Below are 23,733 nucleotides of genomic sequence, written 5' to 3' on the forward strand. Positions count from 1 at the left end.
GATGGGTTTATTTTATAAGTTCTGTTTTTGTTTCTTTTCTTTTCCTACAGCTTTTTCATCTTTTTTTGAAGTCCAGAATTCAATAATGGAACCCAAAACTTCTTTTAATTTTTCTTCACTGTATGGATTTATAAAATAACTCTGCTTGGGTACTGCATACGTATCTATAATAAAATAGTTTGGATATAAAACAGAGAAGAACAAACAAGGACAATTTGATTTTTGACAAAAAACACTATGATTTTCCAGACCTTTATGTTTACTGTCTTCATCAAACTGAAGAATATTGGCAAAAAATAAAAAAGGTTCTATATCATTCAGTATTAGTTCTTCGTCTGCCTCTTGAAAAGTATCAAAATAAAGTATCTCATTATTTATTGACAACTCCAAAAAAATCTGAGCAAATAAACGGCGGTCTTCTTTATTTTCTTCTATAATTATGATTGGCCCTCTTTTATCCATGACATTTCGTTTTTGGGATTATACATAGAGAATCTTACAAATATCACGAGAATTAAAACGCCGTTTTATATAATTCAATATTGAATGTTATATAATTCCCATGTTTGAAATTTTAAAATTTATTAAAATATCCTTGAGTAATAGAAAAATTGGGACAGAAAGATATTTCTTCACTATTGCGGTAATGGGAATTATGTAAATTGTAAGTATAATTCTGTAAGCAGTGTTTCTTCCTGAGTATATCTTTGTAGAATAATCTCACATAAATAAATCACATGAAAAAATTTAAAGTTCTGCTTATCATTATTATAGTTCTTACATCGGTTTTAAATTATGGCTGTGATCATCTTTGCGGTGACGAAGATTCTCCAAGAGACCAAAAAGAAGCTTCATTTCAAAAAATAGATACCCTAAATACATCACATATTGACTAAAATCTACTCTAAAAAATTAAGTTATGGAAAATACTAAAACAACCATAAGTAAAGGAACTTGCAGTCTTTCTAATACAAGAATGCTGCAGGGAGAAAACAATGAAATAATATGCCTAAAAATCTACAATGGAGATTGGGGCGACTGGGATGAAAAACCCGCAAACAACATTCAGCATAATATTGATGCTGACAATAATAGTATAGATGCTCAATTTTAATCAAGCATAGTTTTTTCCATAACTCAATATGGGGCGCAAAAATTAAAATCCTGTTTCTAACGAAATGGGATTTTTTTATAGTTACTTTTATTTATTGTGCCATAAAATCAATAGCAACGTTTTTTCTGATTTTCTCAACTCCCCTTTCTCTAATTAGTTCCGCAGCGTCGAGCATTTTGATAACATGAATATAAGCTGTCGTTATATCAGTAAAAGGATCTCCTGCATGCGGAGACAATGAAAGCTCTAAGATCTGATATAGAAACAATTCAAATTCTTCGAGCGTTTTTTCTTCAAATGCTTTTTGAAATACTATAAACGGATTTTCGTATTCTTCTTTCGTTAAAGAAGAAAAATGAAAAACCTTTTCAGAGCGCAAAGACGCTGAAACTTTCCATTTTTTACTTTTATGATTTATACAGTAACAAACTTTAAGAAAAAAAATAAATGCTGTATACAAGATAAAAACATCAGAAGGATTTTCCTGCTGGCAGACTTTTGTTTTATAGCAATAGATTACAACTTCGCTTAAATTTTGTTTATAATAATCAAGATGTGCAAAGTCAAAAAAGGAAGTAAGCGCCTTAAATGGATTTCCTCCCTCATATCCTGCCCAAAATCCGGTTTCAAATGATATTTTATTCTTTTTCATAATAAGTACACTTTTAAATATTGTACGAAATTACTTTCTTTAAAAAGAATAATCTATTCTGTAAAACGGATATAATATCTGACAAATGAGAACGTATTTTAGGATATTTTTCTATCTTTGAAACTCAGGATTTTTAGCCGGAATGGCTTTATCTTTGAGCTTTTAGAAAAATTGATATTTATTATGGAACAGAAAATACATCAGGGAAGAAACGTAAAACGTTTTAGAGAAATGCTTAACATCAAGCAGGAAGCATTGGCTTATGATTTGGGCGAAGACTGGAACCAAAAGAAAATTTCTATACTGGAGCAAAAAGATGTAATTGAAGACAATCTGCTGAAACAAATCTCAGCCGTATTGAAAATTCCTGTGGAAGCTTTTCAGAATTTTGATGAAGAACAGGCGATAAATATTATTTCTAATACTTTTCATGAAGGATCAGTTGCTAACAATTCTGGATACATCAATTGTACTTTTAATCCAATTGAAAAATTGATTGAACTTCACGAAGAAAAAATTGCTTTGTATGAAAGGATGCTGAAGGAGAAAGATGAGATGATGGTTCGGCTTGAGAAGTTGATTGGTAGATAGTTGTTTATTGAAGATATATTTTGGGAGAAGAGACTTTTTTGGGTCTCTTTGTTTTCCTAACTATTTTGCCGAGAGCGTCTAGCTGTGAAGGCAAAGTTTAACTTTTTTATATTGATTTGGATTGCGGACACGAGCGAGACGCTCGCGCTAGCAGGGAAATTTGTCTTCCATAATCAAAATTAATTTACTTTGAGTGCACGAGCGGTACGCTCGCGCTAGCGGAGAAGTGATAATCAAAAAAATGTGAAAAGTCCATATCAAAAAGTAGCTTTTTTGGCAAAACTACTTTCGAAATCCTTTAATAATTCTATATAATTCTTCTTTACTTTTTGCATCTCCATTAATACTATCCATTTCTTTTTGCGATTTAAACCAATCTAAATTACTTGTCTTGGTAGTATAATTCCATATCATTTCCATATCATTCATATATTTGTATTTAATGTAAATCACTCCATTTTTTACAATATAATCCTGAGATTCTCTATTTAAAACGTACTTTATGTTTTTATAATAATATCGTGGAACTTCATTTGAATTAGCAATTTTAAACAGTTGATTGTGAAATGTCTCAGAGAAAAGAATGGGTCTATGTAAATCCTTTCTTTGAACTACAGGACGAAGTTCAACATATCTGTTTTGCCAATAATAATAAACTGAAAACAGAAGAGTTACAGCTCCTAAGGTTATATATATCTTTTTTTTCACTTCCTTATCTTAATTCAAAATTTATGCGTCTGCTAGCGCGAGCGTCTCGCTCGTGCCCGCAATAATTATCAATTAATATCAATTTCTAAAACAGTTTGATCATTGTCGCCATAATTCCTTTCAGACCCCGCTAGCGCGAGCGTCTCGCTCGTGCCCACAACGATTATCAATTAATATCAATTTCTAAAACAGTTTGATCATTATCTCCATAATTCCTTGCTGAACTGTATTTCCAATCTACGGGATTTGTAACAAAACCTGTTTCCAAAGGATTGTTATGTATATAATTTAATTTTTGCTCAAAAACTTTTAAAGACCAAATTTCAATAGGTTGGTTATTCTGCTGCCAAAACTGCCTGAATTTTACATTACTGTTTTTTCTGCCAGCTCTTTCAAACATCCAAAGCATCCATTTTTTTCTACTTTCTTGTGGATTCTCTTCAATTGTTTTAAGCATTTTTCGGGAAGTAAATCCCTTAAAATCGCGTATCAAACCTGAAGGATCTCCATTTGATGATCTGAAAATTAAATGAATATGACTTGGCATAATGCAATAGCCATAAAGTTCCATAGATTTATGTTTACGACAATAATCTAATGACTCAATTATATTTCCAAAATATTCTTCCCCCGCTAGCGCGAGCGTCTCGCTCGTGCCCACAACGATTATCAATTAATATCAATTTCTAAAACAGTTTGATCATTATCTCCATAATTCCTTGCTGAACTGTATTTCCAATCTACGGGATTTGTAACAAAACCTGTTTCCAAAGGATTTTTATGAATATAATTTAATTTTTGCTCAAAAACTTTTAAAGACCAAATTTCAATAGGTTGGTTATTCTGCTGCCAAAACTGCCTGAATTTTACATTACTGTTTTTTCTGCCAGCTCTTTCAAACATCCAAAGCATCCATTCTTTTCTACTTTCTTGTGGATTCTCTTCAATTGTTTTAAGCATTTTTCGGGAAGTAAATCCCTTAAAATCGCGTATCAAACCTGAAGGATCTCCATTTGATGATCTGAAAATTAAATGAATATGACTTGGCATAATGCAATAGCCATAAAGTTCCATAGATTTATGTTTACGACAATAATCTAATGACTCAATTATATTTCCAAAATATTCTTCTCTTGTAAATACATCTATCCAATAAACAGTAGCGAAGCTTATAAAGTAAGCTCCTGTTTTTTCTCTAAACTTATATTTTCTGCTCATTATTATTTTGAACAAATATAAGAAATACTTTACATTAAAAAGCAAGGCGCTCGCACTGGAGTGGAAAATACTATATATTCACGAGCGAGACGCTCGCGCTAGCGTTGGCTTACTTCAGCATGGGATTAAAAAAAAGATAGATATGGTCGATTATTTTTATCAGCAAAAATGAACAACCGCCTGCTTGAATTGAGAAAAAGCATCTTCTTCTTCTCGTCTGCGTGATTTACTAAACAAAGTCCATGTAGAACAGTTAATAACACAAATTTTCATAAATCCGAAAGAAATAATTATTGTAGAAGCAGCACTATTTGATCCGGATTCATATTTATCTTTTGCAAAAGTATAGGACTTTACCTCGCTCCAATACTTTTTTTGGTTCGTTTTGTTGTTTATAACAAATCCTTCTTGATCGATATACAAACTGATTCTGCGTAGATTCAGCATAAAAAATAACTTTACAGCGAGAGCGATAAAAACCAGAAGACAAATAATAACAGTAGTTGTGTAAAGCCATACCGGCTGGTGTAATTGTAATATAGGATCGAGATAAAAACAAAGCTTTACAAAACCTATAATCAAAAAGAAAATTATGGGAACAGAGTATAACAAGTTCATGTAACGAAAAGAACTAAAATGTAAATTCTTTGGGAGTTCTAAACTATGCTGCATTTATTTCGTTTAAATAATATCTAATTTTCTTTAAAAAGAAACACGAATTAGAGAAAAGTAAAACTAATGATTAAAATTTAAGCGGTTCTGATGTAAAATCAGAAAAGTTTGAAATCAATTTTGAAGGTTCGATATAATGCGGATTTTTGCTTATTTTTCCGTCCTTGATTACATAAGGATGAGTAAGCAAGGCATCTGTAATTGCCTTTTGACTGAAACTACTTATATCGTACATGCAGATTAAAGAACAGGAATGTTGTGGTGTAAGAATATTCAAACTGGCCTCATATTCCAACAGTTCATCTGTTCCAGGCAGATTTTTAAGTGCCCAAACCATATCGCCACACGCCCTAACACTATCATAACCGGATCTTGAAGCTGATAATAAAGTTTGTTCGAGCATTTTGTACATTTTTTCTGCAGCAAACTCGCCGTCTTTAATATATGTATTTTCTGAAGCCAGCACTTCTAATTGACCGCTTGACAGTTTTTCGGCAATAGAGATTCCATTGTCTGCCAAACATCGGCAATGTTCGCCGTGGCGGTTTCCTTCGAGGATATTAATGACTTTTTCATTTGTTTCCAAACCTTCCATAATATACGGAAGAATTACTTCATATTGCTGTTCTCTTGAATCAAAAAAACCGCAAATGTGCATAGGAGCTGGTAAAGATTCCCCGCATACTGAAAAAGACGTTTGTTTATTCATACCTCAAATGTACGTAATTAATTTCTTCCTTAAGTTTAATTACAATGTATTTTTTGTTTGAAGAAAAAAAGAGAATTCTTGAGAAATGTTCGCTCCAAAGAGGTCATGCTCACGACTTACATCTTTACTCAGTTTTAAAATTCTTTTAATACAGTGTAAACCTTCTTAAACTTATTAAAAGAATCCTCATATACTTTTTTGTTCGAGAGATTTGGCAAATAGGTTTTTACTGCTTTATTTTGATTTTCTACAATAATTCCAGTTGATTGCATTCCTATTAAAACAGCGCCCCAGGCAGAGCCTTCAATAGTTTGTGATGTCTGAACTTTCATTTGAAAAATATCAGCTACAATTTGGAGCCATAATTCACTTTTTCCGAATCCGCCGCTCGCCATGATGATTGTTTCCTTTCTTTTTTGAGGATCAGGCAATAAAATTTCTGCAATTTGAAACAGCCCAAATAAAATACCTTCCAGTGTTGCTCTTACTAAATGTGCCTGTGTATGAATAATTTGCATTCCCAAAAGAGAACCTTGTGCTGATGCATCCCAAATTGGCGCTCTTTCTCCCAGTAAATAAGGCACAAAAAGCAAACCTTCTGAACCTGCCGGAATTTTTTCTGCTGCTTCAAAAAGTTCCTCATAAGAATCATCTGTTTTCAAAATGGCTTCTTTTAGCCATTGCAAAACAATCGCACCGTTATTTACAGCTCCCAAAGAAAGATATTTATTTCCGTGCAAATGATAACATTGTGTACGCATTTGTTCATCTACGAAAGGTGTATTAACAGGCAGTCGTACTGCTCCGCTTGTACCAATAGTCAGAGCCATGAATCCCTCATTCATCGATCCTGTACCAAGATTAGCCAAAGGACCATCTCCTCCGCCTATTATATAAAGAAAACCATCCAAAATACTTTTAGCCTGATGTGTTACCTCACGAATTTCAGAAAGCTGATGCGTTTTTATTTTTAAAAAATCCAGAATTTCATCTTCCCATTTTAAGCTATGAATATTCAATAATCCGGTGCCGGAAGCCATTGAAGTATCTGTTGTATATTCTCCGGTCAAATGATGCCACACATATTCCTTAATACTAATGAATTTGCTTGTTTTCGAGAAAATTTCAGTATCAAATTCTTTAAACCACGCAATTTTGGTCATGGGAGAAAAAGGATGAATCGGGATTCCGGTTTTTTTATAGAAACGTTTTCCTTCTTCCGTATTTTTAATTTTATCAGCTATATCTTTTGCCCTGTTATCGGCCCATAAAACAGCATCTGTAAGTGGTTTTCCTGTTTCATCAATTGCGATGAAACTTTGCATGGCAGAACTAAAACTGATAAATTGAAACGCAATACCATTTGTAATTTCTCTGATACATTTTAAAACCGTTTCTAAAATTTCCTGAGGTTTTTGTACACTCCAATCCGGTTTTGGATGATACATGGGATAGGAATGCGAAAGCTGTTTTACTACGTTTCCATCTATATCGAAACATACCGCCTTTGTTGCTGTTGTTCCAATATCGATTCCGATATAAAATAGTTTGTTACTTTTTACTTGATCCATATGTTAAGTATCAGCCAGCATCTTGCTCCTGCCCGCAACGATTATAAATTAATATCAATTTCTAAAACATTTGGGTCATTATTATTAATAGTTTTTTACCAAACTGTATTTCCAAAATGTTACATAGGCTAACCGTTCATTTTAAGGTATAATTATTCTTTTTTTAATTTTGCGTTCTATTTCAGGTAACACTTTATCATTTAAAAGATTATTCATACTTTCATCAAAATTGGGAAAATTTGGAGGGCTAAGTATATTTTTCTTTTTTACATTGCTGATATTTCCAACATTAAAACTTGAAACTGTTTGATTGGTTTCTAAATTTATAAAGTCATTATTCAAAAATATATTTGTTCTTTTATCTCCATTAAAGACTCCCGATTTTTCAAATTCTATTCCAAAATATCCATCAACAATAAGTAAATAATCTAAATTGTATTTCTCTTTTGTTTTTTTTAAATCATCGTTTTCATATTTTCGTTTTGTCCAAACGAAAATTGGGTCATTTGCTTGACTAACCGTATCTTTTATTTGAATAATTTCTACATGTAATGAAGCTAAATTTTTTAAATAGGCATTCATTATTCTTTCAGTTGGGTTTCCTTTTCCTGTTTCTAAAAATTTATAAGCACCTTTAAACATATCATTTTTCTCTACGTTTGATACTTCAACTGTATTAGACATTACTTGTCTGGTTATTCTATATGGACCATTGATATTAAAAATCAATCCCATTTTTTTCTTTTCAAAATTTTGCGAATAACTAAAATTAAAAAACACAGCTATACATACAATTAGAAAGATATTCTTTTGTTTCATTTTTTATTTAATTAAATTTTAATTCGGGTACACAAATAAATTATGAAAACCTATTTTTCTTTTAATTTAAAAACCTTATAAAACACAAAAAGAATAACAAGCCAAATAGGAATTAATTCTACGGATATCTTCATGTTCGTTATCCACATTACGGCTAAAATACCCAGTAAAAAAGCGAAACAAATATAATTGCTTACGGGATAAAATATAGAAGCAAACTTGGTTTTGGTGTTTTCTTTGTCTTTTGCACGTCTAAACTGCAGGTGCGTATACGAAATCATAACCCAGTTAATAACCAGACAAGAAACCACTAATGACATTAAAATACCAAAAGCCTCTTCCGGCATTACTTTATTGATTAAAATACAAATCGCAGCAAAGCAAGAAGAAATCAAAATAGCATTTACAGGTACTGAATGTTTGTTTAGTTTCTTTAAAAACTTTGGCGCACTTCCCTGATCTGCCAAACCAAATAACATTCGTGAATTACTGTAAACACTGCTGTTGTAAACAGATAAAGCAGCAGTTAATACAATTAGGTTTAAAACATTGGCAATAAGGCTTGTAAAAAATATTTTATGACCAAAAAGCGAAAATTCCATTCCGTTTAAATTTTGAAAAACCATTACAAACGGACTGCTGTCTGTCGTAATTTGCTGCCACGGCGATAAAGCAAATAAAATAACCAATGCTCCTACATAAAAAATAAGGATTCTGTAAATAACCTGATTCGTTGCTTTTGGAATATTTTTTTCCGGATTTTCGGCTTCCGCAGCAGTAATTCCAATAAGTTCTAAACCGCCAAAAGAAAACATAATCAAAGCCATTGCAGACAATAAGCCCTGGAAACTTCCATTTGCATTTTTTTCGAAGAAACCTTTTGGAAAAAAACCTCCATCGTTATACAAATTATGAATCGAAGCATGCTCTCCTCCTGTTCCACTTACCAAAAGATAAGTTCCAAAAAGAATCATTGCAATAATGGCAACAACTTTTATGATTGAAAACCAAAATTCAGTTTCTCCGTATACTTTTACTGAGGCAAAATTCAAAGCATTAATAACCAGAAAGAAAAATAAACTGGATGCCCAAAGCGGAATTTCAGGCCACCAAAACTGTACATAAACCCCAATGGCTGTAAGTTCGGCCATACTTACTAAAATATACAAAATCCAATAATTCCAGCCTGAAGCAAAACCTGCAAACGAACCGCAATATTTATAAGCAAAATAACTGAAACTTCCAGATACTGGTTCTTCTACCACCATTTCGCCCAATTGTCTCATAATAAAAAAAGCGATAATTCCGGCAATGGCATATCCTAAAATAACAGACGGTCCTGCTAATACAGCCGCCGGACCAATGCCAAGGAAAAGTCCTGTTCCTATAGAACCTCCTAATGCGATTAACTGAATGTGTCGGTTGGTTAGTCCGCGTTTAAGCTGAGTCTCTGTTGCAGCATTTTGATTTTTTTCCACAGATTAGTTTTTTAGGTTAAATGTTTTTGGAATTGTATAACAGCGAAGATAAGTTAAAAAATGAACCGTACAAAGCTTCGTTTTACCGCTTATAATCTTTCTGATTTTAAAAAATCACAAAACAGACAACAACTAACTAACAACCAATGTTTTAAATAAATAAAAAAAGGGGAAAATTCCCCTTTTCTGGTACCTGTACATTTTTCTAATTTCGACAAATCTTATCAGCCATATTTCATCATCGGTTTAAAACCTATTCATTTAGAATTTATAATAAATTTTATCAAAGATGATTTTTGAAGTAATACAAATAATTGAAGAACAAGTAAATAACTATCTCAAAGAAATTGAGTTAGAACAATCTGTTGTGGCTGAAAATATTGCTTTTCTTGAATCTCAAAATGATGAAGTCGGGAAAGTCTTAAAAGACGGCGTGGCACTTACAGTTATTAATTTAGCTGAAGAAGCGACTTTAAAAAATTTCCCAAACCATACTATTGAAAATACTAAAACTATATATAAAAACAGTGTCATCAATTTAAACCTGTTTATACTTTTTAGTGCAAATAGAGAGAAATACATCAATTCACTGAGAGATATTTCTAAAATTATTGAGTTTTTTCAAGGGAAAAAGCTTTTTACTCAAGCGAATACGATTTATGACAGAAACACCAGCGCAATGAGTAATGTAGACAATTTCAGGTTTACGGTAGAGCTCTACACACCCACTTTTGAAGAACTAAATTATATCTGGGGAACATTGGGCGGCAAACAGCTTCCGTCGGCATTATATAAAGTGAGTATGATACAAATTGAACGCAATATTGTACAGGCTGAAGGACAGCTTATTGGCGACTTTGCAGGAATAACCAAAAGAAAAGAACAGTCATGAGTTTTGATGCGACATATGGTTTGTTGTTTAAAATAAAACTTCTTCATAATTATTTTCTGAATAACGGCGAAGAAACTTTTACCAGCATGTCTGCTGCAAAAAAAGAAAAAATGCTGCAGCAATTTAGTACAGATGCTTTTATAACAATAACGCCGACTCTGGAAACCAATACTGTATTGAAAAACTACAAAATGGTATTCAAAAAAACTAAAACTGGTTTCAGCGTATACATTAAAGTAAAAGATGAATCAGAACCGTTTATAAAAGTACCGGTCAATTTGAACCTAAAGTTTTTAATTAAAATTAATGATTATCAGTTTGAAAATTATACTAATCTTGATTTTGCTTTTACTCAAGCATATCTTTTCAGTAATGTAAAACCATTGACTGAACCGGTTTCATTTGAATATATTCCAAAAGTAAACGACAACAAACTTATTTCTAATACCTTTTTAGTATCTAAAGAAACTACAATTGGTTTAATTGCAGCACTTGAGCCAGCTGAACAGCAAAATGTTTTTGGAATTATTTCATTAAACATCAAAGGCGACAATACTTCTGGAAATATTATAAACGGTTCTGGCAAAATGATAAGTCCCAATTTTAAAATTCATTTTGATAATCGAAAAACACTTTGGAAATACATAAACCGTAAAGCCGGAACCGAAATTAAAACCAATTCTGCAAAACCATTAACGCGTTCCGGCTTTGTAGAAATCGACCCGCTTACCGATTTTACGCCTGCACAGCCGGCAGAAAGTCAATATCCTAATCCATCTGTAAAATCAATAACAAAAATCAATAGTGATTACTATTCGGAAATATTTATTTAATAATTAAAAAACAATTCAATTATGGCAACAACTTACAAAACGCCTGGAGTATATGTTGAGGAAATCGTAAAGTTCCCTCCTTCTGTTGCCCAGGTAGAGACTGCGATTCCCTGTTTTATTGGCTATACTGAAAAAGCCACAAACAAGATTAATGGAGATTTGAAATTGAAACCAACAAGAATAACATCTCTTTTAGAATACGAGCGCTTTTTTGGCTTTGCAAAACCAGAAACAACAATTAGTGTTACCATTAATGATGTTTCGACAGATAACGGAGACACAAGATCTATTGTTGTAGATCAGCCAACTGCAAAACAGCCTTTCCTGATGTATTATTCATTACAGTTGTTTTTTGCAAATGGCGGCGGTCCATGCTATATTATATCCGTAGGACGTTATGGAAATGATTTAGACGATACTGATACTGCTGTTTCTGCAATTAATAACAGTACTGCTTTAAATGACGGATTAGAAGAATTAGAAAAAGTAGACGAACCAACGCTGATTGTTTTTCCAGATGCCACACAAGTAAGCGGTATCACTACAACGGATTTCTACGGATTATATAATAATGCTTTAATGCAGTGTCAGAATCTTCAGGACAGATTTACTTTAATCGATACTTTAAGTTATGATGCATCAAGTCCCACAGATACTAACATTGATGATTTAAGAAATAAAATCAGTTCTGAAAAAGATACTATTAAATACGGATCTGTTTATTATCCGCATTTAGAAACCATTCTGGATTATGCTTTCGACAGCAGTAAAATTATTCTAAAACACTACTCTTACACGGCAAAAGCGTATGACCAAATCGCTGCAGGATTGGTCGCTGTCGAAAATCCAACCACAGGAATTGATGCAACTGTAGCTAAATTAATCGATCTTACCACTACAGCGCCCATAAATATTTCCGGTCAGGTAAGCGATCTTTTTTTGCAGATGTACAGTAATGATGCAACTGGTTTTGATTTAGGAGGCACTTTTGTGAGCGATCCTGCTAAAAAAACAGCTTTTATGGAAAAACTGAATACGCTGCTTACTTCTCTGGAAAGTTTATCTCTTTTAAGAAATTCATTGAATGACGAAGCAAATGCGGCAATCAGCACAATTTCTGATGAGGATATGGTTATTGCCAATAACATCAAAAGCGCTTTGAATACATTTAATTTGAATTTTACTGATGCAAATAAAATTGATTCCGTATATAAAAACTTAAAAACATTAAAGAAGAAAATACAGGATGAAAATACCACAGCCAAACTGCTTAAAATTATATCTACAGATACTGTAAGTTTTGACAAAGAATTAAAAAAACTTGTAGACTATACTGATTTAAATACTCAAAGCGACATTACGCTGGTTACAAACAATTTTTCGGGCATTAAAGCAAACCTACTTTCACTTTTAAATGCTATCAAATCTGTTAATGGTAAAGATGTAAACAACGGCGAATTAAACGGAAGAAAGTTAAGCACTTTAGAAAGTATCGACAATGCCACTTACAATAAAATACTTACTGAAATTTACAACCTGCCTATTACACTTCCGCCAAGTTCTGCTATTGCCGGAGTTTATGCCAGAGTCGACAGAGACAGAGGTGTTTGGAAAGCGCCTGCAAACGTAAGTCTGAATTATGTAATACAGCCCACAGTTAAAATAACAAATACCATTCAGGATAACTTAAATGTTGACACTGTAGCTGGTAAATCAATAAATGCTATCAGAACTTTTACCGGCAAAGGAACATTGGTTTGGGGGTCAAGAACCTTAGCCGGTAACGATAGTGAATGGCGTTATGTACCCGTTCGCCGCTTCTTCAACATGGCCGAAGAATCAATTAAAAAAGCAACAGAACAGTTTGTTTTTGAACCAAATGATGCCAATACCTGGATTAGAGTACGAGCTATGATTGAGAATTTCTTAATTCTTCAATGGAGAGCCGGAGCTTTAGCCGGAGCCAAACCAGAACAGGCATTTTACGTAAGAATCGGATTGGGACAAACCATGTCTGCTATGGATATTTTAGACGGAAAAATGATAATCGAAATCGGTATGGCAGTAGTTCGTCCGGCTGAGTTCATCATTCTTCGTTTCTCTCACAAAATGCAGGAATCTTAATTAATCATCATTAAAAAAATATAGATCATGAGTTATCCGTTACCAAAGTTTCATTTCTCAGTTGACTGGGGTGGAACAAAAATAGGTTTTACAGAAGTTTCCGGATTAGATGTAGAAACTGAAGTTATTGAATACCGTCAGGGTGCAAGTCCGGAATACAGCAAAATTAAAATGCCGGGCATGCAGAAGTTCTCTAACATTACCATGAAAAGAGGAACTTTTAAAAGCGATAATGAATATTACGCATGGTGGAATACGGTAAAACTAAACACTATCGAAAGAAGGGATATTACCATCAAACTGCTAAACGAAGAACACGAACCGGTGATTACCTGGAAAGTAAAAAACGCGTGGCCTACAAAAGTGCAGTCAACTGATTTAAAAGCCGATGGAAATGAAGTTGCCATCGAGTCAATGGAATTGGTTCACGAAGGTCTATCGATTCAAAATGACTAATTATGGCTAATTATTATCCACTCGTAGGCTTTCACTTTCTGGTTGAATTTGATTCACTAGGTACAAAAGAAAAGGACCACCAGTTTCAGTCGGTATCCGGACTTTCTGTAGATCTTGAAACGGAAGAATTTGTCGAGGGTGGAGAAAACAGATTCAAACACAAACTTCCCGTAAAAACCAAATATCCCAATTTGGTTTTAAAAAGGGGAATTCTGATTGATTCTGACGTAATTGAATGGTGCCGGAAAGCATTGGAAAATTTCGAATTTAAGCCCGTCGATTTAACTGTAAAACTCTTAAATCAGGATCACGAACCTTTAATGCACTGGAAAGTGGTACACGCCTATCCTGTAAAATGGGCCGTTGAAGATTTTAGTGCTTTAGAAAGTAAAATTGTTATTGAAAGCTTTGAGCTTGCTTATAATTATTTCACACTTCATAAAAAATAATTTACCATGCCAATTGAAATCAAAGAGCTTCACATTAAAATAAATGTAAGCGAAAATTCGAATTCGGGTGCAAAACCAGCTTCTTCTTCATCATCAAACAATGAAAAAGATAATGTGGCAGAGTGCGTCGAACAGGTAATGAAGATTATTGAACGAAAAAAAGAACGCTGATATGACAACAACAGGCGAATTAAAAAAACTGAAGATTATTGCTTACAGCGATCCTCAATTCAACAATCCCATTTCGGATATTGAAGAGTTCGTTACTTTAATGAATCCCGAAAAGTATACGTTTCATTATAAGATCGAGCAGGATACAACGCAGGCCGCCGGAACAAGCAGTCCAGCGCCAAGATTTACAGCAATTGCTCCGGAGGAATTAGAGTTGGATTTTGTTTTTGACAGAACTGGTGTTATTGCCGGAAAGGAAACTACCGAAAATGGTGTTATCGAAGACATTGAGCATTTTAGAAAAGTAATTCTAGAATATAATGGAACAGAACATAAGCCAAATTATTTAAAAATTGCTTGGGGAAGTCTGCTGTTTAAAGGATCTCTCACCGAAATGACCATTGAATATAAACTTTTCAGGCCAGACGGAACACCGATTCGAGCCATTGCAAAAGGTAAATTTAAAGGCGTTGTTGAAGATGAGTTAAGAGCTAAACAGCAAAACAATCAATCTCCGGATTTAACGCATACCAGAATTGTAAAAGCCGGCGATACGCTTCCGCTAATGTCTTTTAAAATCTACGGTGATTCTAAATATTATCTTGAAGTAGCAAAAGCCAACAAGCTTATCAATTTCAGAAAATTAAAAATCGGTCAGACCATATTTTTTCCTCCACTTCAAAAACAACAGTAAATGAACAATAGCGGCGTCATACAAACCAGTAAAAGTGCAGATTTAGTTACGCACAAACTGCTCATTGAAGGAACTGAGCTGTCTGGTGTTTATCAGGTTATGAGCATTGTAGTTCATAATGAGGTGAACAGAATACCTATGGCGCAGATTGTTTTGACTGATGGAGATGCAGCTTCACAGGATTTTAAATTGAGTAATGAAGATTTGCTTGTTCCGGGAAAAAAAATTGAAATAAAAGCCGGCTATCACAGTGACGAAGAAACCATTTATAAAGGAATTGTGGTAAAACATTCCATCAAAATAAAAGACAATTCATCGCTGTTGATTGTAGAATGCAAAGACGAAGCCGTAAAACTAACTATTGGCAGAAAAAGCAAATATTTTTATGATGTAAAAGACAGTGATGCTTTTGAAGACATTATAGGCACTTACGGATTAGATAAAGATGTGGAAAGCACTAATTATAGTCACAAAGAGTTAGTGCAGTACAATACATCTGATTGGGATTTTATAGTCTCCCGTGCGCAGGCCAACGGAAAAATATGTTTTGTTGAAAATGGCAAAATCTCGATTAAAAAACCTGATTTGTCTTCTGAAGCTGTTGAAACCGTTGCTTTTGGATCGAGTATGCTTGATTTTGATGCTGAAATTGATGCACGAAATCAGTTTGCCAAAGTTTCATCTTACAGCTGGAATGCATCCAATCAGGAATTATTAGAAATTGAAGCCAAAGATCCAAGTGTAAGTTTAAACGGAAATTTATCGCCTTCGGATTTATCCGATATCGTAAAACTGGAAAATCTGGAACTGCGTCACGGCGGTCATGTCACCGATACCGAATTACAGGATTGGGCCGATGCTAAATTATTATTTCAGCAATTATCAAAAGTCCGCGGAAGAGTTAAATTTCAAGGAATTCCAGCCGTAAAACCCAATACGATTATCACACTCGAAGGTGTTGGAGATCGTTTTAACGGCAAAGCTTACATCACAGGAGTTTTCCATGAAATTGCAAATGGAAACTGGACTGTAAACGCTCAGTTTGGACTGAATCCGGAATGGTTCTCTGAAACTTATGATATTAATACGCCATCGGCTTCAGGAATAATTCCGTCCATAAAAGGATTGCATATTGGTATTGTAACCCAGCTTCAGGACGATCCCGACGGCGAAGACCGAATTTTGGTTAAAATACCCATTATCAATAACGAAGAACAAGGTATTTGGTGCCGAATTGCTGCGCTTGATGCCGGTGATAACAGAGGAACTTTTTTCAGACCCGAAATTGAGGACGAAGTGATTATTGGCTTCATCAACGAAGATCCAAATGATGCGATTGTTTTAGGAATGCTTCACAGCAGTGCAAAACCTGCTCCGCTAAAAGCATCAGACGATAATCATCAAAAAGGAATTTTTACAAGAAGTGAAATGAAAGTGCTTTTTGATGACGAAAAAAAATCGATAGCTATTGAAACTCCGGCAGGAAAGAAAATAACACTCGACGAAGACAAAGGTTCTATAGTTGTTGAAGACGAAAATTCCAACGTAATTACCATTGACAGTGCAGGAATAAAAATGGAAAGTGCGGGTGATATTTCGATAAAAGCAACTGGCGATGTAAAAATTGAAGGTACCAATGTCAATCTAAAAGCAACTGCCCAATTTAAAGCAGAAGGCAACGCTGGCGCAGAAATGTCGTCGGCAGCTGTGGCAATCGTAAAAGGAAGCATTGTTCAGATCAATTAAAAGGTTAACACTAAAAATAAATCAATATGGGAGCACCAGCCGCAAGAATTAACGATATGCATGTCTGCCCAATGGTAACAGCAACTGTACCTCATGTAGGCGGTCCAATATTACCGCCGGGTACACCAACAGTATTGATTGGCGGTCAACCAGCAGCCTGCCTGGGAGATATGATCGTTTGTTCAGGTCCGCCGGATAGTATTATAGCAGGTTCAGGCACCGTACTTATTGGAGGAAAACCTGCCGCAAGAATGGGCGATTCGACTGCGCATGGCGGCACAATTGTAATGGGATGTCCAACTGTTTTAATCGGTTAGTTATGGAAAGTAAAGAAGCTTTTTTAGGTACCGGATGGAGTTTTCCGCCAGAGTTTAAAAAGAACAATAAAGCAGTCGTAATGACTTCTGATGAGGCAGATATTAAAAGCAGTCTTGAGATATTGCTTTCTACCAAAATCGGCGAACGCGTTATGCTGCCGCGATACGGATGCAATATGGACGAATTACTTTTTGAAACATTAGACAGAACACTAAAAACCTATGTTTCAGAACTCATAAAAACGGCCATTTTATATTACGAACCGAGAGTTGATGTTGAAAAAATCGACATTACACAAAGTGATGATTTGGAAGGAGAATTATTGGTCATAATCGATTACAGAATAAGAAGTACAAACTCAAGAAGCAATCTTGTTTATCCTTTTTATAAAGGAGAAGGCACTAATATTTAAAAGTTTATAAGCTATGAGTACCAACGGCTGCCATATAGACAACGTTATTTTTAAAAGAAATGGAGTAAATCAGGAAGAGCGCTTTAGTGATGCATTAGAGCCTGCCAACCTGAAACTTCATGATTTTACTATTGAAGACTGGCTGTTGTTTGCTTATAATTTTGCAAAAGAAGTCAACTTTTTCGATACAAATAACGACCAGACTCCGGATGGCAGCTGGCAGGAATTTTTCAGCTATTTTGGCTTTTCAAAAGATAATCTTCCTGATGGAATTCCGAAAAGAACAGATAAAGAATATGCTGCTTTAAAAGAAAACATTACCAAAACATTATCGGCTGCTAATAACAATCAGGATCTTACTCCTCACCTGACCTTGTTTGTGTGTTTCCTGAAATTATTAGAATTATCTCAAAACAAACTTAACTTAATTACCAAAAAGCATTTAGACTTTTTCTATAAAGACATTCTGCAAATCGAAAAACTGCCTGCAAAAGCAGATAAAGTCAATATTATTTTTGAACTGGCGAAAAAAATCGCCGAAGAAAAAATCGCCGTAAATACAGAACTTGACGCAGGAAAAGACCCTGACGGTAAAAAACTAATCTATAAAACTACAGAAGAATTTATTGCCAATAAAGCTCACATTGCATACCTAAAAAATGTCTACAATGACGTTGACCGCGGCGAAATAAAATGCAGCGAAATCGCAAATTCTCTGGATGGAAAAGGTGAACCTTTAAAAGAAGATTCTCCATATTGGTTTCCTTTTGCATATACTTCTAATGAAAAGAAATATCCGGAATTAAACGATGCCAAATTAGGTTTTGCAATAGCTTCAGAATTATTCAATCTTAAAGAAGGCGACAGAAATATTGATATCACCATTACATTTGATAAACCTTTTGATTTTGCTGCCTCATCATTTACTGTAAATGATCTTTTAGAAAACATCAGCATTTTCTATAGCGGCAAAAAAGAATGGGTTGGAAATTTTAAACCCAGTACAGCCATTAAATTTAAAAATGGAAATCAAGCTTCGGGTATTGGCAGCAATCAATTAAAATTGGTTTTTCAAATCCTAAAAGATAATGCTTCAGTTGTGGGTTATGACCAAAAAGTTTTAGGCGAATTTTTTCCGACAGAACTGCCTGTAATCCGATTTTTAATTAATACACAAGATAAAAAAGGACATACTCTTTTTAGACATTTAGTCACAAAAGCCATAACGGACATTAAAGTTAAAGTTGAAGTTAAAGATGTTAAATCACTATCACTAGAAAGTGATACCGGACTTCTTAATGCAACAAAACCTTTTTTCCCTTTTACAACACAGCCTGAAAAAAACAGCTCGTTTATAATTAATTATCCTGAAATCTTTTCCAAAAAATGGACAGATGCTGATATTAACATCAAATGGAAAAACACGCCAATATCATTTGAAACTCATTATGCCGCTTACAAAAAAAGTTTTCTTGAAACCATCAGTCAGGATATTTTTACTTCTGCCATATTCGAGAAGCTAAAAGCCGAAGCCAAAATGAATGTCAATCAGCCTGAAGATGGAGTTGCAAAAAAGGCTGAATCAGAATTAAAAGCCGCGGCTGAAACTAATAATTCATCTGTACTAAACACAGCAGATCCGATTGTTACAAAAGACTATTTTAAAGCAACATTATCTGTTTTAAACAAAGAAGTTTGGGATGAGCAAAATAAAGCTGTGAATTTATTTGATGATACGGATAATGATAAAGTATTTGAATCGAATATCAATGTAAAAGGAAACACGTATCAGATTGGCAAAAGCGGTCCTATCCGATTGACATTAAACCAATCGTTTTTGCATTCGTTATTTCCAAAAGTATATACTCTGGCCATAATGAATGTGGCGACAAATCCTTCAACACCAATCCCAAATGAACCTTACACACCGGTTGTAGAAAGCATAAGCCTGAATTATTCTGCCGAGGAAAATATTGATTTTACTGTTTCCGGCTATAATTCTAACCGAATAAAATTATTTCATGAAGCACCTTTCGGCCAGCGCGAAGAACATTCGTATTTGAAACAGCAGGCCGTTAATCAAGAAATTTTAGATGCCGGCACGCCAATTACCAATTATCTGGTTTCGGATTATTGTAATGGAGGCGAATTTTATATAGGTCTTCAGGATGCCGAAGTTTCACAGCAGATTTCATTATTATTTCAAATATTAGAAGGAAGCGAAAACACCAGCGTACCCACTTTTACAGGAAAACAAAAAGTGCAATGGTACATATTATGCAATAATTACTGGAAAAATCTGGATAAGGATATTTTGGCAAATGGTATCGATAATTTTTTAAAATCGGGTATCGTAAAATTTAATATTCCGAAACAGGCTTCTAATGACAATACAATGTTTCCGGCTGATACCATTTGGGTAAAAGCAAAAATGCACAAAAACTATGACGCTGTCTGCAAAGTTATCGATGTGAAAACGCAGGTTGTTACCGCACAGTTTTTTGATAACGACAACAATTTAGCGCATTTAGACAGTACGCTGCCAGCCAAAACAATATCAAAATTAATTACCAGAGTTCCGCAGATTAAAAGTATTGAACAGCCCTTTAATTCATTTGACGGAAAACCATTAGAGTCAGATCCCTCCTATTATCTCCGCGTAAGCGAACGCCTGCGCCACAAAAACAGAGCCATCACACTTTGGGATTATGAGCATTTGATTTTACAGGAATTTCCAAATGTTTTTAGAGTAAAATGCCTTAATCATACCTTTATTTCGGGTACAGAAACTTCGTTTTTATCTCCGGGGAAAGTAACGCTGGTCGTAATTCCGGACATTGTAGACAAAAATGTATTTGATATTTACGAGCCGAGAGTAAGCACAGCCGTATTAAACAGCATAGAAAGTTTTATTAATTCTAAAAACTCAATGCAGGTGCATGCTAAAGTGATCAATCCTGATTATGAAAAAGTGATAATAAAACTGGATGTAAAGTTTTATCCGGAATACGATGAGAATTTTTATAAAAAACAGCTCAACGAAGATCTTATCAAATTTTTATCTCCCTGGGCTTTTGATACTTCTAAGCAAATCATATTTGGCGTTGAGCTCCAGCGCAGTATCGTTATAGAATACATCGAAAATTTATACTATGTAGATTTTTTATCTACACTGGAAATGGCAATATACATTGATAAGAAAACAAACAAGGAGCAGCCCAAACCATTAGAAGATACCGAAAATAACAAAGACAATATTCATCTTTTAGACTTTTTGACCACACTTTCGCCATCAAGTCCAAAAAATATTTTAGTCTCTGTTAAAAACCACATTATCAGTACTAATATAAAAACTTGCAAAGAACCAATACCAGAACAACCTGAAAAATGTCGATACTAAACCAACATATCACCATTCCTAAAAAAACCGCTGCAGAGGACGATTTGGATTTCTTTTACTTAAGAAAAAAAGGAATCGAATATATCGAGTCTTTTGGCAGTAAATTTTGGACGGATTTTAATGAGCATGATCCGGGAATTACGATGCTGGAAATGCTTTGCTACGCTATTTCAGATCTTGGCATGAGACTGAATCAGCCTATAGAAAATATACTGGCATCTGATGATAGTGATAAAGGCATTCCGAAACAGTTTTTTAAAGCTTCAGAAGTATTATCATCAAGTCCTGTCACACAAAATGATTACCGAAAATTATTTATAGACATCGAAGGCGTTAGAAACTGCTGGCTTGCCAAACATGAAAAAACGGTTTATGTAGATTGCAAAAAAGATCAGCTTTCTTATGATAAAAAGGATTATGATAATCTTTCGGCAACTCCCAATTTAAGAAAATCTTTTGAGCTCAGCGGTTTGTATGATTTGTATGTCGATTTTGAAAGCTCAAAACCTTCAGAAATAGCGATCGTTAAAGAAAAAATAAGAAAACAGTATCACGCCAACAGAAACCTTTGTGAAGATCTTGTTGAAATTAAAAAAGTCGTAGACTATCCTATAAAAATATGTGCCGATATTGAAGTAGATACCGAAGCCGATGAAGAACTGGTTCATGCCAATGTTATTCACGCTCTCGAAAGTTATTTATCGACAACCGTCAATTTTTATTCGTTGAAACAAATGATTGACAAAGGGTATTCGACTTTGGAAATTTTTGACGGTCCATCTTTAGAAAACGGTTTTATTGATACCAAAGAATTACTTATTGCCGATTTAAGAAACGAAGTACGTCTTTCAGATATTATGAGAATTATAATGTCGGTTCCTGATGTTATCCTGATTAAAGATATTTCGTTAGGAAACTGCGGCGGCGATGACTTGGAAAATAAATGGTTGATCTGTCTTTCGCCATATGAAAAACCTGTTATTTGTGTTAAAAGTGTTTTCAATTACAACAAAGGATTACTGCCTCTTAACATCAATCAGGCACAGGTAAAAATTTATCTGGATGCCATAAAAGCCGAAAAAGACAAAGCGACAACGAATGCCAGTCAGGACAAAGATTTAGAAATTCCAAACGGCGAATATTTAAACGCTGATATTTATACGACTATACAAAATGATTTTCCCGAAACGTATGGTATTGGTGAAGTTGGGCTTCCTTCTCAGGCATCGGTTGAACGTAAGGCTAAAGCAAAACAATTAAAAGGGTATCTTTTATTTTTTGATCAGATACTAGGAAGTTATTTTAAACAATTAGGTCAGGTAAGCGAATTGCTTTCGGTAAGCGGGAATTTGACCCGAACTCTTTTTACGCAAGTCGTTAAAGACATCGAAGGCGCTGATGACATTGTAAACGGATATAATACTTACACTGATGACTCTATTACAGAACTGCTTTTTGACCAGCAGGACAATAATATTGAAAGAAGAAATAAAATTCTGGACCATCTTTTGTCTCGTTTTGCCGAAAATTTTTCAGAATACGTATTCGTCAACAAAACCATTTATGGCAATACTACAGATCAGGTCGTACTGCGTGACAAAGAAAACTTTTTAAAAGATTACAAAGCAGTAAGCAAAGACCGTGGGAATGCTTTTGATTATTACAAACAGCCAGTTGCCAATTTATGGGATACAAATAATGTTTCTGGAGCCGAAAAAAGGATTTCAAGACTCATTGGTATTAGAAATTACAATCGCAGAAACCTTTCTAATTCATTTGTCGAAATGTACAATTTTATTGATTCAGACAATCAATCCGTTTACAGATGGCGTATTTTAGATACTCATAATGAAATTGTACTTTCTTCAACAGTAGAATACTTCGATACTTCTGCAGCAAATAAAGAACTTTATTTTGCCGTATTGCAGATTATTCAGACTCGGGAATATAAAATAAAAGAGGCTTTTAAAAACGGCACCGTTAAAGATCTATCCATTATCGACAATATTTTAATTCAGCAGTCAGATGCCGGAAAATATTCTTATGATATTATAAATCCAGCTATTAAAGACAAGAAAAATCCAGACCGCATTATTGCCCGCAGATTTGAATATTATACGAATCTGCCGGATTTAGAAAAATCGATTCTGGAATTGATTCGGTTCATGAAAGAAGATTTTACCGAAGAAGGAATGTTTTTGGTCGAACATATGATGCTCCGTCCCGATGTAAATCAGACCACAGTTAATCCAGACACCTTCATGCCAATCTGCGCCGATGAATGTGATAACTGCGAACCCATAGACCCTTACTCCTACCGTGTGAGTGTGGTACTGCCAGGATATACGCTGCGATTTGCCAATACCGATTTTAGAAATTATATAGAAAAAATAATCAAAGAAGAATTGCCTGCTCACGTTTTGGCAAAAATATGCTGGATTGGATACCGGGAAAAAGATGTAAAAGACCCCGCAGAAAATCAGCTTGTTCAATTTGAAAAAGCCTATAAAGATTACTTAACAGCCAAAACTAACTTGAATCAGGAACAGCCGGAACCCCAATTAATCAGCTTTATCAAGGCATTAACCGTTATGGACAATGTTTACCCAACAGGGCGATTATTTGACTGCAGTGACGAAAACGAACGCTTGTCAGATAAAATTATACTAGGAAAAACGAATTTAGGATCACTATAAAAATTATTCC

The 23,733-nt window shown here is 34.3% G+C and carries 24 protein-coding genes and 1 pseudogene; 15 read left to right on the forward strand and 10 right to left on the reverse strand.

Translation table 11 applies throughout. The features are described from left to right. Nucleotides 1–12: 12 nt before the first annotated feature. Complete coding sequence (locus ABD859_RS02060) at nt 13–462, reverse strand: hypothetical protein (RefSeq protein WP_345139562.1); 450 nt, start codon at nt 460–462, stop codon at nt 13–15. A gap of 275 nt (nt 463–737) precedes the next feature. Here ABD859_RS02060 and ABD859_RS02065 point away from each other — a divergent pair, with 275 nt between their 5' ends. Together ABD859_RS02065 and ABD859_RS02070 are read left to right on the forward strand one after the other, a co-directional pair. Then, on the forward strand, nt 738–896 hold the full coding sequence (locus tag ABD859_RS02065; protein ID WP_345139565.1) for a hypothetical protein: 159 nt from the start codon (nt 738–740) through the stop codon (nt 894–896). 23 nt (nt 897–919) lie between these two features. Further along, entirely contained in the window at nt 920–1,114 is a 195-nt protein-coding gene (locus ABD859_RS02070) for a hypothetical protein (protein ID WP_345139568.1), read from the forward strand. Nucleotides 1,115–1,205: 91 nt separating this feature from the next. Here ABD859_RS02070 and ABD859_RS02075 read toward each other — a convergent pair whose 3' ends face one another. Next, complete coding sequence (locus ABD859_RS02075; RefSeq protein WP_345139570.1) at nt 1,206–1,766, reverse strand: hypothetical protein; 561 nt, start codon at nt 1,764–1,766, stop codon at nt 1,206–1,208. 183 nt (nt 1,767–1,949) lie between these two features. Between ABD859_RS02075 and ABD859_RS02080 the strand changes: the two genes are divergently transcribed. Beyond that, the gene (locus ABD859_RS02080; protein WP_345139573.1) at nt 1,950–2,357 is read left to right on the forward strand and encodes an XRE family transcriptional regulator; all 408 of its coding nucleotides are present in this window, start codon (nt 1,950–1,952) and stop codon (nt 2,355–2,357) included. Nucleotides 2,358–2,639: 282 nt separating this feature from the next. Here ABD859_RS02080 and ABD859_RS02085 read toward each other — a convergent pair whose 3' ends face one another. From ABD859_RS02085 to ABD859_RS02120, 8 genes and pseudogenes are all read right to left on the reverse strand, one after another. Then, nucleotides 2,640–3,065, reverse strand: a complete 426-nt coding sequence (locus ABD859_RS02085; protein ID WP_345139576.1) for a hypothetical protein — start codon at nt 3,063–3,065, stop codon at nt 2,640–2,642. 166 nt (nt 3,066–3,231) lie between these two features. Then, a pseudogene (locus ABD859_RS02090) lies at nt 3,232–3,693 on the reverse strand (transposase); the annotation flags it as partial. 41 nt (nt 3,694–3,734) lie between these two features. Further along, entirely contained in the window at nt 3,735–4,283 is a 549-nt protein-coding gene (locus ABD859_RS02095) for an REP-associated tyrosine transposase (protein ID WP_345139578.1), read from the reverse strand. Between the two features lie 159 nt (nt 4,284–4,442). Further along, on the reverse strand, nt 4,443–4,730 hold the full coding sequence (locus ABD859_RS02100; RefSeq protein WP_345139580.1) for a hypothetical protein: 288 nt from the start codon (nt 4,728–4,730) through the stop codon (nt 4,443–4,445). A 295-nt stretch (nt 4,731–5,025) separates the two neighbouring features. Then, entirely contained in the window at nt 5,026–5,664 is a 639-nt protein-coding gene (locus ABD859_RS02105; RefSeq protein ID WP_345139581.1) for an MEDS domain-containing protein, read from the reverse strand. A gap of 134 nt (nt 5,665–5,798) precedes the next feature. Further along, entirely contained in the window at nt 5,799–7,235 is a 1,437-nt protein-coding gene (locus tag ABD859_RS02110) for a gluconokinase (RefSeq protein WP_345139582.1), read from the reverse strand. Between the two features lie 141 nt (nt 7,236–7,376). Beyond that, nucleotides 7,377–8,054, reverse strand: a complete 678-nt coding sequence (locus tag ABD859_RS02115; protein WP_345139585.1) for a hypothetical protein — start codon at nt 8,052–8,054, stop codon at nt 7,377–7,379. Between the two features lie 50 nt (nt 8,055–8,104). Beyond that, complete coding sequence (locus tag ABD859_RS02120; protein WP_345139587.1) at nt 8,105–9,532, reverse strand: amino acid permease; 1,428 nt, start codon at nt 9,530–9,532, stop codon at nt 8,105–8,107. A 289-nt stretch (nt 9,533–9,821) separates the two neighbouring features. Between ABD859_RS02120 and ABD859_RS02125 the strand changes: the two genes are divergently transcribed. The 12 genes from ABD859_RS02125 to ABD859_RS02180 are packed head-to-tail and all read left to right on the forward strand — an operon-like array spanning nt 9,822 to nt 23,723. After that, nucleotides 9,822–10,424: a Pvc16 family protein gene (locus ABD859_RS02125; protein ID WP_345139590.1), complete on the forward strand. Its 603-nt coding sequence runs from the start codon at nt 9,822–9,824 to the stop codon at nt 10,422–10,424. Then, complete coding sequence (locus tag ABD859_RS02130; RefSeq protein ID WP_345139592.1) at nt 10,421–11,257, forward strand: hypothetical protein; 837 nt, start codon at nt 10,421–10,423, stop codon at nt 11,255–11,257. The genes ABD859_RS02125 and ABD859_RS02130 overlap by 4 nt, the downstream gene beginning before the upstream one ends. A gap of 21 nt (nt 11,258–11,278) precedes the next feature. Then, nucleotides 11,279–13,381: a phage tail sheath C-terminal domain-containing protein gene (locus tag ABD859_RS02135; protein WP_345139595.1), complete on the forward strand. Its 2,103-nt coding sequence runs from the start codon at nt 11,279–11,281 to the stop codon at nt 13,379–13,381. 27 nt (nt 13,382–13,408) lie between these two features. Then, a complete protein-coding gene (locus ABD859_RS02140; protein ID WP_294924179.1) occupies nt 13,409–13,837 on the forward strand; it encodes a phage tail protein in 429 nt (142 codons plus the stop codon). Nucleotides 13,838–13,839: 2 nt separating this feature from the next. After that, complete coding sequence (locus tag ABD859_RS02145) at nt 13,840–14,286, forward strand: phage tail protein (protein ID WP_345139603.1); 447 nt, start codon at nt 13,840–13,842, stop codon at nt 14,284–14,286. Between the two features lie 6 nt (nt 14,287–14,292). Continuing rightward, complete coding sequence (locus tag ABD859_RS02150; protein ID WP_345139605.1) at nt 14,293–14,457, forward strand: DUF5908 family protein; 165 nt, start codon at nt 14,293–14,295, stop codon at nt 14,455–14,457. Between the two features lies 1 nt (nt 14,458). Beyond that, on the forward strand, nt 14,459–15,151 hold the full coding sequence (locus ABD859_RS02155) for a CIS tube protein (protein WP_345139608.1): 693 nt from the start codon (nt 14,459–14,461) through the stop codon (nt 15,149–15,151). Next, nucleotides 15,152–16,897 carry a type VI secretion system tip protein VgrG gene (gene vgrG, locus ABD859_RS02160; RefSeq protein ID WP_345139610.1) on the forward strand — a complete coding sequence of 582 codons (1,746 nt, stop codon included), beginning with the start codon at nt 15,152–15,154 and terminating at the stop codon, nt 16,895–16,897. A 26-nt stretch (nt 16,898–16,923) separates the two neighbouring features. Next, nucleotides 16,924–17,214 (forward strand): PAAR domain-containing protein, encoded by a 291-nt coding sequence (locus tag ABD859_RS02165; RefSeq protein WP_345139612.1) that lies wholly within the window; start codon nt 16,924–16,926, stop codon nt 17,212–17,214. A gap of 2 nt (nt 17,215–17,216) precedes the next feature. Next, nucleotides 17,217–17,627 (forward strand): GPW/gp25 family protein, encoded by a 411-nt coding sequence (locus tag ABD859_RS02170; RefSeq protein ID WP_345139614.1) that lies wholly within the window; start codon nt 17,217–17,219, stop codon nt 17,625–17,627. A gap of 13 nt (nt 17,628–17,640) precedes the next feature. Continuing rightward, entirely contained in the window at nt 17,641–21,027 is a 3,387-nt protein-coding gene (locus ABD859_RS02175) for a baseplate J/gp47 family protein (protein WP_345139617.1), read from the forward strand. Beyond that, entirely contained in the window at nt 21,015–23,723 is a 2,709-nt protein-coding gene (locus tag ABD859_RS02180) for a hypothetical protein (protein ID WP_345139618.1), read from the forward strand. The genes ABD859_RS02175 and ABD859_RS02180 overlap by 13 nt, the downstream gene beginning before the upstream one ends. Nucleotides 23,724–23,733 lie beyond the last annotated feature (10 nt).

It is taken from the genome of Flavobacterium ginsengiterrae (assembly GCF_039539785.1).
In the GTDB taxonomy this organism is placed as follows: domain Bacteria; phylum Bacteroidota; class Bacteroidia; order Flavobacteriales; family Flavobacteriaceae; genus Flavobacterium; species Flavobacterium ginsengiterrae.